This is a genomic window from Shinella sp., from assembly GCF_052438155.1.
Classification (GTDB): domain Bacteria; phylum Pseudomonadota; class Alphaproteobacteria; order Rhizobiales; family Rhizobiaceae; genus Shinella.
This window is the reverse complement of sequence record NZ_JBQVPI010000001.1, coordinates 896,904-913,142: the sequence shown is the minus strand read 5'-3', so window position 1 is coordinate 913,142 and position 16,239 is coordinate 896,904. Positions and strand designations below refer to the sequence as shown.

The 16,239-nt window shown below is 63.4% G+C and carries 14 protein-coding genes; 4 read left to right on the top strand and 10 right to left on the bottom strand.

The window, feature by feature from the left end; genetic code table 11:
* Window positions 1-189: 189 nt before the first annotated feature.
* The 4 genes from ACT6VE_RS04290 to ACT6VE_RS04275 all read right to left on the bottom strand — a co-directional run bounded on the left by ACT6VE_RS04290 (window position 190) and on the right by ACT6VE_RS04275 (window position 4,346).
* Complete coding sequence (locus ACT6VE_RS04290; protein WP_444797361.1) at window positions 190-807, bottom strand: ABC-type transport auxiliary lipoprotein family protein; 618 nt, start codon at window positions 805-807, stop codon at window positions 190-192.
* A 134-nt stretch (window positions 808-941) separates the two neighbouring features.
* Window positions 942-2,312, bottom strand: a complete 1,371-nt coding sequence (locus ACT6VE_RS04285; protein ID WP_444797360.1) for an MlaD family protein — start codon at window positions 2,310-2,312, stop codon at window positions 942-944.
* A 58-nt stretch (window positions 2,313-2,370) separates the two neighbouring features.
* Window positions 2,371-3,156 (bottom strand): ABC transporter ATP-binding protein, encoded by a 786-nt coding sequence (locus ACT6VE_RS04280; protein WP_444797359.1) that lies wholly within the window; start codon window positions 3,154-3,156, stop codon window positions 2,371-2,373.
* Window positions 3,157-3,164: 8 nt separating this feature from the next.
* Complete coding sequence (locus tag ACT6VE_RS04275; protein WP_444797358.1) at window positions 3,165-4,346, bottom strand: MlaE family lipid ABC transporter permease subunit; 1,182 nt, start codon at window positions 4,344-4,346, stop codon at window positions 3,165-3,167.
* Window positions 4,347-4,442: 96 nt separating this feature from the next.
* Here ACT6VE_RS04275 and dgcA point away from each other — a divergent pair, with 96 nt between their 5' ends.
* Window positions 4,443-5,426: an N-acetyl-D-Glu racemase DgcA gene (dgcA, locus tag ACT6VE_RS04270; RefSeq protein WP_444797357.1), complete on the top strand. Its 984-nt coding sequence runs from the start codon at window positions 4,443-4,445 to the stop codon at window positions 5,424-5,426.
* Here the strand turns inward: dgcA and ACT6VE_RS04265 are convergent.
* Window positions 5,396-6,619, bottom strand: coding sequence for an MFS transporter (locus tag ACT6VE_RS04265; RefSeq protein WP_444797356.1), 1,224 nt, complete (start codon window positions 6,617-6,619; stop codon window positions 5,396-5,398). The genes dgcA and ACT6VE_RS04265 overlap by 31 nt on opposite strands.
* A 106-nt stretch (window positions 6,620-6,725) precedes the next feature.
* Window positions 6,726-7,562 (bottom strand): UDP-2,3-diacylglucosamine diphosphatase, encoded by an 837-nt coding sequence (locus ACT6VE_RS04260; protein WP_444797355.1) that lies wholly within the window; start codon window positions 7,560-7,562, stop codon window positions 6,726-6,728.
* Between the two features lie 235 nt (window positions 7,563-7,797).
* Between ACT6VE_RS04260 and ACT6VE_RS04255 the strand changes: the two genes are divergently transcribed.
* Entirely contained in the window at window positions 7,798-10,119 is a 2,322-nt protein-coding gene (locus ACT6VE_RS04255) for an NADP-dependent malic enzyme (protein WP_444797354.1), read from the top strand.
* 15 nt (window positions 10,120-10,134) lie between these two features.
* On the opposite strand, the gene ACT6VE_RS04250 is transcribed toward ACT6VE_RS04255, so the two are convergent.
* The gene (locus ACT6VE_RS04250) at window positions 10,135-10,497 is read right to left on the bottom strand and encodes a winged helix-turn-helix transcriptional regulator (protein WP_444797353.1); all 363 of its coding nucleotides are present in this window, start codon (window positions 10,495-10,497) and stop codon (window positions 10,135-10,137) included.
* Between the two features lie 110 nt (window positions 10,498-10,607).
* On the opposite strand from ACT6VE_RS04250, the gene ACT6VE_RS04245 reads away from it, so the two are divergent.
* Window positions 10,608-11,315, top strand: coding sequence for a glutathione S-transferase family protein (locus ACT6VE_RS04245; RefSeq protein ID WP_444797352.1), 708 nt, complete (start codon window positions 10,608-10,610; stop codon window positions 11,313-11,315).
* Between the two features lie 34 nt (window positions 11,316-11,349).
* Here the strand turns inward: ACT6VE_RS04245 and ACT6VE_RS04240 are convergent, their stop codons facing one another.
* Both ACT6VE_RS04240 and ACT6VE_RS04235 read right to left on the bottom strand, forming a co-directional pair.
* Entirely contained in the window at window positions 11,350-12,936 is a 1,587-nt protein-coding gene (locus ACT6VE_RS04240; RefSeq protein ID WP_444797351.1) for an ABC-F family ATP-binding cassette domain-containing protein, read from the bottom strand.
* Between the two features lie 145 nt (window positions 12,937-13,081).
* A complete protein-coding gene (locus tag ACT6VE_RS04235; RefSeq protein ID WP_444797350.1) occupies window positions 13,082-14,146 on the bottom strand; it encodes a phytanoyl-CoA dioxygenase family protein in 1,065 nt (354 codons plus the stop codon).
* A 274-nt stretch (window positions 14,147-14,420) separates the two neighbouring features.
* Here ACT6VE_RS04235 and ACT6VE_RS04230 point away from each other — a divergent pair, with 274 nt between their 5' ends.
* On the top strand, window positions 14,421-15,515 hold the full coding sequence (locus tag ACT6VE_RS04230) for a DUF2865 domain-containing protein (RefSeq protein WP_444797349.1): 1,095 nt from the start codon (window positions 14,421-14,423) through the stop codon (window positions 15,513-15,515).
* On the opposite strand, the gene bluB is transcribed toward ACT6VE_RS04230, so the two are convergent.
* Complete coding sequence (gene bluB, locus ACT6VE_RS04225) at window positions 15,508-16,200, bottom strand: 5,6-dimethylbenzimidazole synthase (RefSeq protein ID WP_444797348.1); 693 nt, start codon at window positions 16,198-16,200, stop codon at window positions 15,508-15,510. The genes ACT6VE_RS04230 and bluB overlap by 8 nt on opposite strands.
* Between the last annotated feature and the right edge of the window lie 39 nt (window positions 16,201-16,239).

Here is a 16,239-nt window from a genome sequence, read left to right as displayed (position 1 = left end):
TTTTCGGCCATCCTGGGTTAAAAAACCCCTTTAACCCACATGCCGGTCCTCTTAAACCCCCGCCCACGGCCTCTAGAGCAATTCCAGCAAAAGTGCGTAGCGATGTTGCGTCCGGAATTTCGCGAAAACAAAAAATTAGAGCGTTTTCGCGATTCGAAGAAAACGGAAATGCTCTAGAGCTTTGGTTGATCAGATCGAGCTCAGCGTCCAGCCGACGATATCGGCAGTGACCGCCGCAAAGGCCGCATCAAGCCCCTTCACAAAAGCCGTGCTGCCGGATCCGTTTACCGGCACCGTTGCGCGAAACACCTTCTGCGCCCGCACCGTGCCATTGCGATCATTGAGCAGCTTTGCGGAAATTTCCACCACGGCCGTATTCCCGCCGGAGGTCTGCACTTCGAACGATCGGATGTCGGTGGCGATCTGGTAATCGATCGCCAGCCCCTCGCCCGGCCGCCCTACGCCGCCGACTCGGCCGGTGTTCTCGAAGGCCTGAACCAGCTTGGCCTGTACCATCTTGCTCAGGCTGTCGCTCCATTGCGCCTGGGCGAGATACTGGATCTCCGAAGGCGACGGGCGGATGACGATCTGTTCGCTGTCGAGTGCCTTCAGCGCCGAGGGTTGCGGCACGAGAATCTGCCGGTTCTTGGCGGATGGCCCTTCGACGGATGCCACGGTGGACAGGCTGAACGTGTCGTTCTTGGCCTGCGTGCTGCCGCACGCGGCGAGCGTTGCTGCCAGTACGGCGATGAACGCGGCACGCACCACAGTCCCGTTCCGCAACAACTCCATACCCGATACCGTCATGTCGTCCTCAAACCCTTGTGCCCAGATGTGTAGCAGTGGCACGGCATGCTGTCACGGTTGCGGGATCGGACAAATTCATGTCCGGTCTCCGGCCGTTAACCATTGTGGAGATAGGGCCACACTTCCCCGCTGGATCAGCGCCGGGTGCGGCCGTCATACTGCTTGACCGTCTCGCCGCCGAACAGAAGACGCTGCGGATTGCGCTCGAAACCGGAAATCGCGCTATCGAGATTCTGGATTGTCCGGCGGGTATCGAGCACGAGTGCCTCGACATCCCGCAGGCCGGAGCCGGAGAACCGCTGAATCCCGTCGGCGATCGGCCCGATTCGGCCATTCAGCGTATCGGCGGCCTGCTTGATCGATTGCAGCGTCGCCTTGGCCTCGGCGAACAGCGATTCCGAATCGCCCTCGCCCAGGAAGCCGTCGAGCTTTGCCAGTACACCATCGACGCGGGACGACGCGGCGTTCAGCTTGTTGCTCATTTGCTGCACGTCGGTGATGATCTGGTCGATATCCTCTTTACGCTCGCCGATGCTGTTGGCAACGCCGGTGACGGAGGCAATCGCCTTGCGCGCATCCGCCGTCGCCACGGAAATGTTGTCGATCGCTCCACCGACCTTCTGCGTATCGACGGCCGCGACAAGACTATCAACCTTGTCGAGCGTTGCCGTTGCCCGCTTGCCGAAGGTGTCGAACGTCTCGGCCGTCTTGCGGAAGCCTTCCACGGTCGTCTTGATGTCGCCGGAAGCCGCAGCGATATCCTTGCTGACCTTGTCGACATTGCCGACAAAGTCCTCGACCTTCTTCGGATCGACCGCCTTGATGAGACCGTCGACCGATGCGAGCACGGTGTCGAGGCGACTGGACAGGTTCGTGAAGGTCTCCGACAGGCCGCCGACGCTTTGCAGGAATTCGTCGATTTTCTCGCCGTTGCGGGCAAGCGAGCCCGAAAACTGATCGGCATTGCGGATCGTGTTGGTGAGCGGGCCGCGTGCGTCCGCGACAAAGCCCTGGATATCGGTGATCGCGGTGTCAGCCCGCTTCAAGATCTTGTCAGCCGTCGAAAGGATGTTCGTCACGCTGGACTGCTCGGCCTGGAGCACCGCCGCCGTTTCGGTATCGAAGGCCTGGCGCAGGATATTCTGGTCGTTCGCGGCACCGCCGGAGAGCTCAATATAGGCGGCCCCCGTCAGGCCCTGCACTTCGAGTACGGCCTTGGTGGACTGCTTGACCGGTGCCGAAGTCGCGACCTCCGTCATGGCGACAGAGAAAAGCGGATCCTTGGCATCGATGGCAAGGCTACGCACGGAGCCGACGGGAATACCGTTGAAGCGCACCGGCGAACCGACGGAAAGGCCGTTCGCCGAGCCGGGAATGCGGATCGCGAGCTGCGCCATCTCGCCGCCGCGACCATATTGCGACATCCAGTAGACGAAGCCGAAGGCGGCTGCCATGACCAGCACGGTGAAGAAGCCGACGAGGGCGTAATTGGCTTTCGTTTCCATGCTTCAGGCTATCCCGCTCGCAATTCCATCCGCCGGGACCAAGAGGCCCGGGTGCTCCTTACGTCTTTCGCACGATCGACCGTGCACGCTTGCCCCGGAAATAGGACTGCACCCACGGATCGTCAAAGGCCAGCATGTCCTCGATCGTGCCTTCAACCAGAACCTTCTTCTGCCCGAGAACGGCGATGCGATCACACACCGAAAACAGGCTGTCGAGGTCGTGAGTCACCATATACACGGTCAGTCCGAGGGTGTCGCGCAGTTTGGCGATCAGCTCATCGAATTCGGCAGCACCGATCGGGTCGAGACCCGAGGTCGGCTCATCGAGGAAAACCAGCGCCGGATCGAGCGCCAGCGCGCGTGCCAATGCCGCGCGCTTGATCATGCCGCCCGAAAGTTCGGAGGGGAACTTGTCCGCTGCTTCGGGCGCAAGGCCAACCAGCTCGATCTTCAGGCGCGCCAGCTCGTCCATCATCGCCTGTGGCAGGTCGAGATATTCGCGCATCGGCACCTGGATGTTCTCCTTGACCGTCAGCGCGGAAAACAGCGCGCCATGCTGGAAGAGCACACCGAGCTTCATGTCGAGCGCCAGGCGTTCCGTCTCGCTCGCCTTGTCGAAATCCGTATCGAAAATGCGGATCGCACCGGAGCGGCGCGACAGAAGCCGCAGCACCGTGCGCATCAGCACCGACTTGCCGGTGCCGGACGCGCCGACGAAGCCGAGGATTTCGCCGCGGTAGATATCGAGGTTGAGCTTGTCGAGGACGATATTGCTGCCGAATCCGACGGTCAGATCCTTGACCGAGAGCACCACATTATCCTGTTTTGCCGAAGCCGAATCCATGAGTACCCTTAGAAGTCGATTGCGGCATAGAATATGGCGAAGAGTCCGTCGACGAGGATGACGACGAAGATCGACTTCACGACGGAGGCAGTAACGTGGCGGCCGAGTGATTCGGCGCTGCCGCCGACCTTCAGTCCCTCCACGGAAGCGACAATGCCGATGATCAGCGCCATGAACGGCGCCTTGATCATGCCCGAGACGATCGTCGAAAGGTCGATCGCCTCGCGAAGCCGCGACAGGAATGTGTCGAACGTGATGCCGGAATAGGACCAGGCGACAACGGCCGCGCCGAACAATGCTGCAAAGTTGGCAATGATCGTGAGCAGCGGCAATGCCACGGTGAGCGCAACCAGGCGCGGAAACACCAGCACGCCGATCGGGCTCAACCCCATGACCTTCAGCGCATCGATCTCTTCGCGCATCTTCATCGAGCCGATTTCGGCCGTAATCGCGCTACCCGATCGACCGGCGATCATGATGGCGGTCAGCAACACGCCGATTTCGCGGAGCTGGAGAATGCTGACGAGATCGACGACGAAGACTTCGGCGCCGAAGTAACGGAGCTGGAAGGCTCCCTGCTGGGCGATGATCGCGCCAATCAGGAAAGACATCAGGAGAATGATCGGAACGGCGCGTACGCCCATGCGGTCGATCTGGTGCACGATGGCGGCAGGTGACAGGCCACTCTGGCGCCCGAGCTTCAGCTGCGCACCGCGCACGGCCGAGCCGAGAATGAACATGGCGGCGACCGCATCATCCCAGACTTCGACCATGGCACGGCCAATCGGCGCGAAGGTCCGCTCGAAGCGCGAGGCCCGTGGCCCCTTCTCAATCCGTGGTTCGGCAAGTTTTTCGGGAAGCGCCGCAATCAGGTCTGCGTAGTGCGCACCCTGACGGTCGGTAACGCTCACCGCGCCACCGCCGGCCTGCCGCTCGGTGATCGCCCGGCGCAGCAGCCAGGCGCCGGCGGTATCCATTTCGGCAACGCCGCTGAGATCGATTTCGAGGGTGGAGCCCTTTTCGCCAGAGATTCCGGCCAGCCGCTTGCTGGCGGCCACCGCGGTCACGTTCACCCAGCGGCCGGAGACACGCCAGATCTCCCCGTCCTTGCCCGACAGGCTTTCGGTCACAATTTCGGCTGAGGGGCTGGCGGTCAAATCTCTTGCATCTTCCCGTGCTTGGGACAACATGCGCCTGTCTTATCGGCTCGCCGGCCATCTGTCACCGAACGAACCGGTAAAAGCCCCGTCCCGCCTCGATTTTTTCAGGCCCCCATGATCGACATGATGCACCGAACCCTTCTTGCCGCCAGCGAAAGCTTTCCGATTGCCGGGGCCTTCACCATTTCGCGCGGCGCGAAGACAACGGCCGAGGTGGTAACCTGCGCGATCGGCGCTTCGGGACTGACAGGACGCGGCGAATGCGTGCCCTACGGCCGCTACGGCGAATCGGTCGCCAGCGTGCTGGCCGCAATCGAGGAGATGCGCGGCGCCATCGAAGACGGCATTGGCCGTGAGGACCTTGCCAGCCTGATGCCGGCGGGCGCGGCGCGCAATGCGCTCGATTGCGCGCTCTGGGATCTGGAAGCCAAACTCTCCGGCGTGCCGACCTGGCAGGTGATCAACACCGCCGCCCCGCAAAAACTCGTCACCGCCTATACGCTTTCGCTCGGTGAACCGGAGGCGATGCAGCGCCAGGCAGCGGAACATGCGTGGCGTCCGCTGCTGAAGGTCAAGGTCGGCACCGCCGACGATGCCGAACGCATCCGTGCGGTCCGCGCCGGGGCGCCGGAAAGCGCCATCATCCTCGATGCCAACGAAGGCTGGACGCCGGAAAATCTCGCCTATCATTTTTCGATCTGCGCCGAGGCGCGCATTGCGCTGGTGGAACAACCGCTTGCCGCCGATAATGATTCGGCGCTCCGCGACCATGCCCGCCCCATCCTCGTCTGCGCCGACGAGAGCGTGCACCGGACGGCGGATGTGGCAAAGCTCGCCGACCGCTATGATGCGATCAACATCAAGCTCGACAAGGCCGGCGGGCTGACGGAGGCACTGATGCTGCGCGAGGCGGCCAAGGAGCACGGCCTGAAGATCATGGTGGGCTGCATGGTCGGCACCTCGCTTGGCATGGCGCCGGCCATGCTACTCGCGCAGGGCGCCGATTTCGTCGATCTCGACGGCCCTCTGCTGCTTGCCCGGGACCGGGAGCCCGGCCTCCACTACGAGGGCTCGGACGTCTATCCGCCGGAAGCCACACTCTGGGGCTGAATGTCCGGGCGCGGAGCAACAAACCGGCCGGCCACGACGCAGACAAGGCCAGCCGCAGCGACCGCCGACATCAAATAGAAGCCGCTCACGCCATACCAGCTGAAGACATAGCCGGAGGCGAACGTGGCGATGGCCATGAAGATGCCGTTGTAGAAGAAGTAGAGCCCTTGCGCGGCACCCTCCTGCTCCTCTGCGACACGCTCCACGAGCCGGCTTTGCAGGCTCATGTGGATGATCGCATAGGTAAAGGCATGCAGGCACTGCAGCACGAGATAACCGGTAAATGACATTTCGATAGGAAAGAGCGCCCACCGGACGACGGCGACGGCACAGCCGAGCGTCATCATGGACCACAGATTAAACCGCCGGCGCAGTTGCACGGAAAAGACAAACATGACCACTTCGGCGAGAACGCCGGCACTCCAAAGAATGCCCACATCGGTGCCGCTGAACCCCATTTTCTGCCAATAGATTGCCGAAAACGCGAAAAGCATCGCGTGACTTGCACTGACAAGCGAGCCGCCAATCATCAGGAGCTGCACATCCCATAGGCGCAATGTGCTTTTCGTCGGCATCGTCGCCACGGCCGCAATGGGTGACGGGCGGCGCGGCTTGCCGGTTTTCGGCGCAATCAACGCGGCGAGCACAGTCAGGACGAAGGCAACGGCCATCGCGGGAAGCACCATGGCACCGCCGAACAGCCCGGCGAGCCAGCCGCCGACCATCGTCGCCACGACAAAGGCGAGCGAGCCCCAGAGCCGCATCTTGCCGTAATCGAAATTCCAGCGCCGCACGCCGGAAAGCATGATCGCCTCGGTAATCGGCACATAGGGGGAGTAGACCGCGCCCTGGAGCGTATAGAGCAGCAATATCGGCCAGAAAGACCCGGTCGCAAACAGCGCGACCGCCGTCACCAGCGACAGCACGCCCGACCAGATGAGCACGATCGAGCGCTCGCCGAGCCGGTCGGCCACCACGCCGGCAATGGGCGCGGTGAAGACGCGCACGAACATCGGCACGGCAAGCACGATGCCGATCTGGAAATCGCTCATCTTCAGCGTTTCCAGCCAGACCGGAAAAAACGGCAGCGCAATGCCGTTGACCATCATCGGCGCGCAGAAAACAAGGGCGATGCGCGCGGCGAAATACGGCGGCGCGCCGGCGGTCACGGAAAACCCGGAAGGGGCGGTCATTGGCGGGGAACCTGCGTTGGAACGCCTCGGCTCTATCACGCCGATGTACGTACGCCAATCCGCTATTTCTGCCCTTTGCCGACAATGCCCAGTTTGTGAAAGCCGACTATGCGGCCTCCGGCTCGCGGGCCTCCATCGCCAGCATCTGGCGCGACACCGGAATCACTTCCGCAGGCGTCGTTGCGAGCTTCTGCCAGGTGATCAGCTCCATCTCGCCATCATGATGCTCGGCGATCGCCGTGCAGCTCTCCACCCAATCGCCGCTGTTGATGTAGCGGATGCCGTCGATCTCGGTGATGACGGCGTGGTGGATGTGCCCGCAGATGACACCGTCGGCGTCGTTGCGTCGCGCCTCTTCGACGACGACCTTCTGGAACTCGCCGATGAAATTCACCGCCGATTTCACCTGCTGCTTGGCCCAGGACGAGAAGGACCAGTCTGGCAGGCCGAGCCGGCGGCGGACGGCGGCGAATACGACGTTGATGGCGATGGCTGCATCATAGGCCCAGTCGCCGAGATAGGCGACGACGCGGGCATGGCGCACGACGACGTCGAATTCGTCGCCATGCAGCACGAGGTAGCGCTTGCCATCGGCCGCTTCATGAATGATGCGCTCCGCCACCTCGACGCCGCCGAAATGGGTGCCTGGGAACTCGCGCAGGAATTCGTCATGGTTGCCGGGGATGTAGATGATGCGCGTGCCCTTGCGCGCCTTGCGCAGGAGTTTTTGGGTCACATCATTGAAGGCCTGCGGCCAGTACCAGTTGCGCTTCAGGCGCCAGCCGTCGACGATGTCGCCGACGAGCACGATCGTCTCCGCTTCATGATGCCGCAGGAAGTCGATCAGAAAGTCCGCCTTGGCTGCCTTCGATCCCAGATGCACGTCCGAGATGAACAGCGTACGGAAGTAGCGAATGTTCGGGTCAGCGGGGGTCACAGTCATGCGTGGTTCTCCGGGTGGCCGGCCGCCGCGAACATCGTCATGAAGGGCGGCTTTCATACCGTTGAAAACCAGACTCCTGTTTCAGATTGATGACACACCTATGCATTTTCGATCCGCAAATAGGCATTGCACAGGTCGATGAATGCGGCTTTATGGAATGTTCCGAAAACTTCACGTCGCGGCGGTTTCGTGTCAGGAATGGCCGCAACGAAAACAGCATATGGCAGGGAGCACTATGAGCACGGGTGATAAATCGAGGACGCAGGACGGTCCGGCAAGCGGCGACATCGACCAACAGGCCCTCTTCTTCCACCGTTACCCCCGCCCCGGCAAGCTCGAGATCACTGCCACCAAGCCGCTCGGCAACCAGCGCGACCTGGCGCTCGCCTATTCACCCGGCGTGGCTGCCCCGTGTCTTGCCATCCGCGACGATCCGAGCACGGCCGCCGACTATACGGCGCGCGCCAACCTCGTCGCCGTCGTATCGAACGGCACGGCTGTTCTCGGCCTCGGCAATATCGGCCCCCTCGCTTCCAAGCCGGTGATGGAAGGCAAAGCGGTCCTCTTCAAGAAATTCGCCGGCATCGACGTGTTCGACATCGAGATCGACGCACCGACCGTCGACGAGATGGTCAGCGTTGTCTCGGCGCTGGAGCCGACCTTCGGCGGCATCAACCTGGAAGACATCAAGGCGCCGGAATGTTTTGAAGTCGAACGCCAGCTGCGCGAAAAGATGGACATCCCCGTCTTCCACGACGACCAGCATGGCACGGCGATCATCGTCGCCGCCGCAGTGCTGAACGGTCTGGAACTGGCTGGAAAAGCCCTGGCTGACGCCAAGATCGTCGCCTCCGGGGCCGGCGCCGCGGCACTCGCCTGCCTCAACCAGCTCGTCGTGCTCGGCGCCAAGGTCGAGAACATCTGGGTGCACGATCTCGAAGGCCTCGTCTACAAGGGCCGCGAAGTGCTGATGGACCGATGGAAGGACGTTTATGCACAGGAGACGGACAAGCGCCAGCTTTCCGAAAGCATCGACGGCGCCGACGTCTTCCTCGGCCTTTCGGCCGCCGGTGTCCTGAAGCCGGAACTGCTCGCCCGCATGGCCGAACGGCCGTTGATCATGGCGCTCGCCAACCCGACGCCGGAAATCATGCCGGAAGAAGCGCGCGCCGCCCGCCCTGACGCGATGATCTGCACCGGCCGCTCGGACTTCCCCAACCAGGTCAACAACGTCCTCTGCTTCCCCTACATCTTCCGCGGCGCGCTCGATTGCGGTGCGCGCACGATCAACGAGGAGATGAAGATGGCGGCGGTCCGGGCGATCGCAGCGCTTGCCCGCGAGGAAGTGTCGGACGTTGCCGCCCGCGCCTATTCCGGCGACACGCCGAGCTTTGGCCCGAACTACCTGATCCCCTCGCCCTTCGACCAGCGCCTCATCCTGCGCATCGCGCCGGCCGTTGCCCGTGCGGCGGCGGAAACCGGCGTTGCCACGCGCCCGATAACCGATTTCGACGCCTATCTCGATCAGTTGAACCGCTTCGTCTGGCGCTCGGGCTTCATCATGAAGCCGATCTTCGCCGCCGCGAAGAAGGCAGAAAAGAAACGCGTGATCTTCGCCGAAGGCGAGGACGAGCGCGTGCTGCGCGCCGCCCAGGTGCTGCTGGAAGAGGATATCGCCAAGCCGATCCTCATCGGCCGCCCGCACATCATCGAAGCGCGCCTCAAGCGGTATGGCCTGCGTGTGCGCCCGACCGTCGATTTCGAGGTGGTGAACCCGGAGGACGATCCGCGCTACCGTGACTATGTCGACGACTATTTCCGCATCGTCGGCCGCAAGGGCGTGAACCCGGAAGCTGCCCGCACCATCGTGCGCACGAACCAGACGGTCATTGGGGCGCTCGCCGTCAAGCGTGGCGAAGCCGACGCGCTGATCTGCGGCGTCGAAGGCCGCTATGCCCGGCATCTGCGCGATGTGCGCCAGATCATCGGCAAGAGGGACGGCGTGCTCGATTTCTCGGCACTCAGCCTGCTCATCTCGCAGCGCGGTGCCACCTTCTTCACCGATACCTACGTCACCTGCGAGCCGACCGCCGAAGCGGTCGCCCAGATGACGGTGATGGCGGCGCAGGAAATCCGCCGATTCGGCATCACGCCGCGCGCCGCCCTCGTCTCGCACTCGAATTTCGGTTCACGCGATTCCGAAAGCGCCTTCAAGATGCGACGGGCCATGGAGCTTGTGCGGGAGACGGATCCGGACCTCGAGGCTGACGGTGAAATGCACGGCGATGCCGCCATTTCCGAGGCGCTACGCCAGCGCGTCATGCCGAATTCGACGCTGACGGGCGAAGCAAACCTGCTCGTTTTCCCGAACCTTGACGCCGCCAACATCACGCTCGGCGTGGTCAAGACGATGACGGACAGCCTGCATGTCGGCCCGATCCTGCTTGGCGCCGCCCTGCCCGCCCACATCCTGTCGCCGTCCGCCACCTCGCGCGGCGTCGTCAACATGGCCGCCCTTGCCGTCGTCGAAGCCTCCTATCCGGACGGTTCGATCTGATCGGAAAGGCCTGCCTTACGAAACGGCCGCCGCTTCGGCGGCCGTTTTCGTTTTTGGCGCCGGGCGGGCGCCGTCATGCCCCTCCCACCAGTCGCCCAGCGCATCGATCAGCGGCATCAGGGTGAGGCCGGCAGGCGTCAGATCATATTCGACGCGCAGCGGATAACCGTCAAAGACCGTGCGCTCGACCAAGCCGGCCTTTTCCAGCTTACGCAATTCCAGCGTGAGGATGCGATGCGAGACCGTCGGATTGTCGCGTCGCAGATCGCTGAAACGCTTGGTGCCATCCTTCAGATAGTAGATCAGCAGCGTCGGCCACCGGCCGCCCAGCACCTGCATGACCTCCTCGATCGGGCAACGGGAAACGAGATCTTTCATCGCGGGCTCCGGCGTGGTGACAAAAATGTGCGTAATTTACATGGGGGCGGGCAAGGCTTAGGTCCAGTGTCGCTGCGCAGCGTGGTCAACAGAAATCACGGAGAACAACATTGGAACCGATCCTCATCTACGGCTTCCCCGCCGGAAGCTCCATGGGCCTCGTCGCCGCGCTGGAATGGCTCGGCAAGCCCTACAGGCTCTGCCGCGTCGACATGCTGGGCGAAATGCGCGACCCCGCCTATGCCCGTCTCAACGCCCGGCACGAGACGCCGGCCCTCGTCACCGATGACGGCCGCGTCATCACCGAAACCATGGCGATCGCCCAATGGCTCGCCGCGCGCGACACGGAACGGCGCATCAGCTTCGCCCCCACCGCGCCCGAAGCCGATCGCATGATCCAGCTGATGGCCTACCTCAACACCGGCTTTACCGGTGCCTTCAGCCCGCTCTGGTCGGCGCTGGAGATGGAGACGCCGGACCCTGTGCTGCAGCAGTCGCTGCAGACATATGGACGTAAAGGCGTCATCGAGCGGCACGACAAGCTGGAGGCCATGCTCGGCGACACACCCTACCTCGTGGGCGAGCATCCCACGCTGGCGGACGGGGTGCTCATCGGCGTCGCCCGCTGGCTAGACTATCACGAGGTGGCACCGGCAAGCCGCTGGCCGCGCATCGAAAAGGTTCGTCGCTTGTTGGAAGCAAACCCGGCGGTCAACTTCGCTACGGCGCTGGAAGCCGGTGAAACGCCAGCTGGCTCTGGCGCTTTCAAAGGCCATATCCCGCTCGCCGAGGTGATCGAGCGTTTCGGCCGCAGTTGATCGCGGAAGGCCGGGCCAAAGCCCGGCCTTCCGCTCATGCAGCCACGAGCTCCACCCGACGCGTGATGCCGATCGCCGCCAGAAACGGCTCATCGTGACTGACGACAAGGAGCGCGCCGTCATAGGCGCGCAGCCCCGCCTCCACCGCTTCGATCGAATCGATGTCCAGATGGTTCGTCGGCTCATCGAGGATCAGCAGCGCCGGCGGTGTGCCACCGCCAAGCACACAGGCGAGGCCCGCGCGCAGCAATTGCCCGCCGCTGAGACTGCCGACAATCTGCAAGGCGGCATCTGCGCGGAACATGAAACGCGCCAGTGCCGCGCGGCAGGTATTTTCATCCGCGCCGGGATTGAGCTGCCGGAAATTGTCGCGGATCGACAGCGATGGATCGAGCAGGCTCACACTCTGATCAAGCATGGCGACGTCGGTAAAGCCCCGCACGCTCCCCTGCCAGGGCTGCAACTGGCCGGTGACGAGGGCAAGCAGCGTCGTCTTCCCGGAACCGCTCGACCCCGTCACCGCGATCCGCTCGGGCCCGGTGATCACCAGGGAAAGATCGCGCAGCACCGGCTGATCTGGCGCATACCCGACCGTGACATTCTCGATCTTCAACACCGTCTTGCCAGTGGCCAGATGGGTCGACGGAACGGCAACGGTCAGCGGCTGGAGGATTTCGATGCGCTCGCGCGCCGCCGTCACCGCCTCGGCGGCCTGCCCCTGCCGGCTTTCGGCAAGGCGGGCATTGGCTCCGCTCGTCAACTCGCTGCGCTCCTTCATGGCGCCCAGCATGATGCGGGGAATATCGCCCCGCGCCTTCTTCCGGCGTCCGGCGCTGTCCTTGCGCGCCTTGCGCTCGGCGATGGCCTGCATGTTCCGCGCCACCTCCGTGGCCTGTTTTTCGGCACCAGCGAGGTCGCGGTGCGCGGCCGAAAGCTCCAGCGCCTTGCGGGCGCGATAGGCGCTCCAGTTGCCGCCATAGCGCGCGGCGCCTAGCGTTGTCAGTTCGACGATGGCGTCCATCGTTTCGAGCAGCTCCCTGTCGTGGCTGACGACGATCGCGCCTGCCCGCCAACTCGCAAGCAGGTCGATGACCGCCCGGCGCCCTTCCCGGTCGAGATTGTTGGTCGGCTCGTCGAGCAGCAGGAAATCCGGTTCGCTGAAGATGAGGGCCGCAAGCGCCGCGCGTGTGCGCTGCCCGCCGGAAAGCGCCGTCAACCGCGTGCCCGGTTCGGCAGACAGACCGACACGGGCAAGAGCTGCGGCAAGCCGCGTCTCCAGCGTCCAGTCCGCATCGGCAAGGGCATCGGCGTCCGCCTCGCCGCGCTCTGCACGGTCAAGCAGATCGAGGGCCTCGACGATGCCGAAGAGGCTTGCGACCGTCTCATCCGCCGCAACCTGCACGCTCTGGCGCAACAGGCCGAGCGTGCCGTCCACCGTGACGGTGCCGGCCTGTGGCGCAAGATCGCCGGTCACGAGCTTCAGCAACGTCGTCTTGCCGGCGCCATTGCGGCCGACAAGGCCGGCGCGCTCGGCACCGAAGCTCAGGTCGAGATTGGAAAGGAGGATGTGGCCGTCAGGCGTGGACCACGTGATTTTGGAAAGTGTGATGGAAGCAGGCATGGTAATCCCCGAGAACAAAACGAAGTCGATTTGTGTTCGGGTTGAATTCCATGGTGCACCAGCCGGTCAGCATTGACGATGCCGGAGATTTAGGGCCGAACCGACCGGCTTGCAAGCCCGAGGCCGGTTCGGCAGTTCGAAAGGCTCAGGCCGCCGGCGGCTGATCCAGCCGCTTCGACCACTCGTCCGCCTTGCCATTGCCGGCGGGATGCCAGGGCGATCCCTTGAGCCCGAGCTTGCCGCGCAGGCCCATCGCCGAAATGATCAGCCGGTTCATGCCGGAGGCGATGAACGGTAGCGACGCGAGGTGCAGGCCGGTGAACGGCAGGAAGGGATTGCGGCGCAGCGAGCCATAGATCTCGATGCGCGTCGTCGTCTTGTAGCTCGGGCTGCGCGCATGAAAACCATGCGTGTCGGCGACGATCAGCGTATTGGCCTTGACGGTCATCTTGACCGGCTGGCCATAGCCGAGCGCTCCAAGCTCATCGGGCATGATGCGCAGCGAGCCACGGGCGGAATAGATGTTTTCGATAGCATCGGGATTTTCGCTGATGCGACGCTCCCAGGCGGTGCGCTGCGGCGTCATCTCGTGCGAGCCAGGCACGTAGGCAAAGGGGCCGTCCTCCTCGTTGACGTCGCGCAGGAAGAGCCAGGCCTTGGCCGTCGGCTGGAACGTATCGCTGTGCAGGGCGGTCTGCGGATCGGTGGAGCCCTTGGCTATGACCGACGGCAGGGCCATCACCACCTGGACGACGAGCAGCGGCTGGCCAGCATGGGAGGACACATAGCGCAGCAGATTGGTGAGCCGCGGGTCATTGCGCGCCGCCTTGAAGCCCGGCAGGCTTTCCAGATCGCTGTCGTCGATGATCGCGCGGCGGGTCACCGTGGCGCCCTGCTTCATGTCGTAGCGCTCGAAATCACGCTCGGCGAGTTCGCGGGTGGCCGCGGCGAAATCCTCGGGGGACAGGAAGTTCTCGATCTTCACGAAGCCGTTCTCGGCATATTGCCGGCGATATTCCGACGCGACCGTTGTTTCCAGCTTGGTCCGGCGCCAGGCGGCCATGCGCATGGCGAGCGAGACGCGCTTTTCGTGCAGGCCCTTCCTGTTCAGCCATTTGCTGCCGATGATGGGGTTGTCGGCAAAGGATTTGGCGCCGGACGCGACCTGAAGCGCGTAGAGAGGACTGAGCAAAACTGACGAAATCCGCATGTGCACCTGCCTGCAAGGGGCCGGCTTCGCGCCTTGAGGGCGACTGCGCGAGAAACGCGCAAACCGGCTGTTGTATGTGCCGAGAGTGCTACACCAAGCCTCGGGGGAGATCAATTACGCGGCCCGGCCTAGAAGCTGAGTTTTAAAATCATGTTTCCCTTGCGCGTTAATCACAAATGCGGGAGCGCGTTGCGCTTCCCCCCCGGTAGCCTATGATAAGGCCTGCATATGCGGTGGGATTGCCGCTCAAACGCACATTCATGGGATCGACGACTTGAAAAGACGCGCCAGTCTTCTTTTTGCCGTTGCTACCGGCCTGCCGTTGTTATTCTTCGGCGGCACGGCGGCCGCGAACGTGTGCGAGCGCATCCAGGCCGAGCTTGCCAACCTGCCACGCGTGTTGGTCGATACGTCGAGCGCCCGCAAATATGCCGGCGCCATCGCGCGCCAGAACATCCAGCTTCGCAAGGCCAAGGGCGACCAGCGCCGCCTCGGCTGCTCTGGCGGCAGCATCATCGTCGTCGGTGGACCGAACGCAGAGGCGTGCGACACGCTGGAATCGGTCATCGGCAAGATGGAGCGCAATCTCCAGATTCTCGACAGGAAGCGCCGCGAATTCTCCGGTGGCACGTCCAACGACGGCAAGCGCAAACGTCTGCTCGCCTCGTTTGAGACGAACGGCTGCAACGACGAAGCAAAAGTGATGCCCGTCGCGGCGACCGAAACGCTGCGCACGCCCGATGAAACACACAGCCTGCCGCTCGGCACCATGCCGGATGGCAGCGGGCGGCTGGAATTGCGCTCGCTTGGCGGCAGCACTGGCCACGGCAACCTGCGCACCGTCTGCGTGCGCACCTGCGACGGCGGCTTCTTCCCGATTTCCTCAGGCGCCACGCCGCTCGATTTTCGGCGTGACCAGCAAGTCTGCAGCATGATGTGCCCGCAGACGGAGACCGAACTCTTCTACCAGTCAATGACGAACGGGCAGGAAACCGACCAGATGACCTCGACGGTCACCGGCCGTCCCTATTACGAGCTGCAGAACGCCTTCTCCTACCGCACGCGTGACCTTTCCAAGCCCGGCGCCTGCGGCTGCAATCTCTCGGCCTATTACCAGGAGATGATCAAGCGCGAGAAGGCGCTGAAGGGCGACCCCGCACAGGCATCGAACGGCGACGACGGTGGCTCGATCACCAGGATCGACACCCTGCCGAAAAAGGCGGAAACAGCGATCAAGACGCCGGTGACGATCGAGGAACGCGACTACGATCCGGCGACCAGCAAGGTGCGCACGGTCGGCCCGGTCTTCCTGCCGGCAAACCAATCCGCCATCGACCTCGGCCGTCCGGCCGATGCTGGCGTCAACTGACGCCGGTTTCCGGCCAACGCTCCTCGAACACCAGTTCTTCCAGCGGCAGGCGCTGCCGCCACCCCTTCACCGCAAGCTCCGGCTCGGCATAGAGTCGATCGACAAAACCGACGCAAAGCCAGGCGACGATCTCGATATGCTCTGGGATGCCGAGGATGTCCCGGACGTCGCTATCGTGAAAGATGCTGACCCAGCCGACGCCCACCCCCTCCGCCCGCGCTGCGAGCCAGAGGTTCTGCACGGCGCAGACCGTGGAATAGACATCCATGCGCGGATTGTGGGTGCGCCCCAGCACCACCGTTCCGCCGCGCGTCGGATCACAGGTCACGCAAATCGAGAGCGGCGCCTTGAGAATGCCTTCGAGCTTCAGGGCGCGATACTGTCCCTGCCGCTCGCCTTCGAACATCGCCGCCGCCTCGGCATTGGCTTTTTGAAATGCGGCATGTACCCGCCGCCGGGTCGTCTCGCTGCGCACCTTGAGAAAATTCCACGGCTGCATGAAGCCGACGGACGGCGCGCTGTGCGCGGCATGCAGCAGACGGCCGACGAGATCGTCCGGCAGTGGATCGGGCAGGAACTGGTCGCGCACGTCGCGGCGCGTTTCGATGGCACGATAGACGGCTTGCCTGTCCTTGCAAGAAAAGGCGCCCGCCTGGACCAGAGGGTCCCACGGTTCTGTTCGCATCGTTTTCTCCCCAACAATGCGTACAACCTGCCGCCGTCC

Bases quoted from the DNA above. Each gene is read 5' to 3' on its own strand.
- ACT6VE_RS04285 (WP_444797360.1), bottom strand. From the start codon at position 2,312: ATGGAAACGAAAGCCAATTACGCCCTCGTCGGCTTCTTCACCGTGCTG.
- ACT6VE_RS04235 (WP_444797350.1), bottom strand. From the start codon at position 14,146: ATGCGGATTTCGTCAGTTTTGCTCAGTCCTCTCTACGCGCTTCAGGTC.
- ACT6VE_RS04275 (WP_444797358.1), bottom strand. From the start codon at position 4,346: ATGTTGTCCCAAGCACGGGAAGATGCAAGAGATTTGACCGCCAGCCCC.
- ACT6VE_RS04240 (WP_444797351.1), bottom strand. From the start codon at position 12,936: ATGCCTGCTTCCATCACACTTTCCAAAATCACGTGGTCCACGCCTGAC.
- ACT6VE_RS04265 (WP_444797356.1), bottom strand. From the start codon at position 6,619: ATGACCGCCCCTTCCGGGTTTTCCGTGACCGCCGGCGCGCCGCCGTAT.
- ACT6VE_RS04255 (WP_444797354.1), top strand. From the start codon at position 7,798: ATGAGCACGGGTGATAAATCGAGGACGCAGGACGGTCCGGCAAGCGGC.
- ACT6VE_RS04250 (WP_444797353.1), bottom strand. From the start codon at position 10,497: ATGAAAGATCTCGTTTCCCGTTGCCCGATCGAGGAGGTCATGCAGGTG.
- bluB (WP_444797348.1), bottom strand. From the start codon at position 16,200: ATGCGAACAGAACCGTGGGACCCTCTGGTCCAGGCGGGCGCCTTTTCT.
- ACT6VE_RS04290 (WP_444797361.1), bottom strand. From the start codon at position 807: ATGACGGTATCGGGTATGGAGTTGTTGCGGAACGGGACTGTGGTGCGT.
- ACT6VE_RS04280 (WP_444797359.1), bottom strand. From the start codon at position 3,156: ATGGATTCGGCTTCGGCAAAACAGGATAATGTGGTGCTCTCGGTCAAG.
- dgcA (WP_444797357.1), top strand. From the start codon at position 4,443: ATGCACCGAACCCTTCTTGCCGCCAGCGAAAGCTTTCCGATTGCCGGG.
- ACT6VE_RS04260 (WP_444797355.1), bottom strand. From the start codon at position 7,562: ATGACTGTGACCCCCGCTGACCCGAACATTCGCTACTTCCGTACGCTG.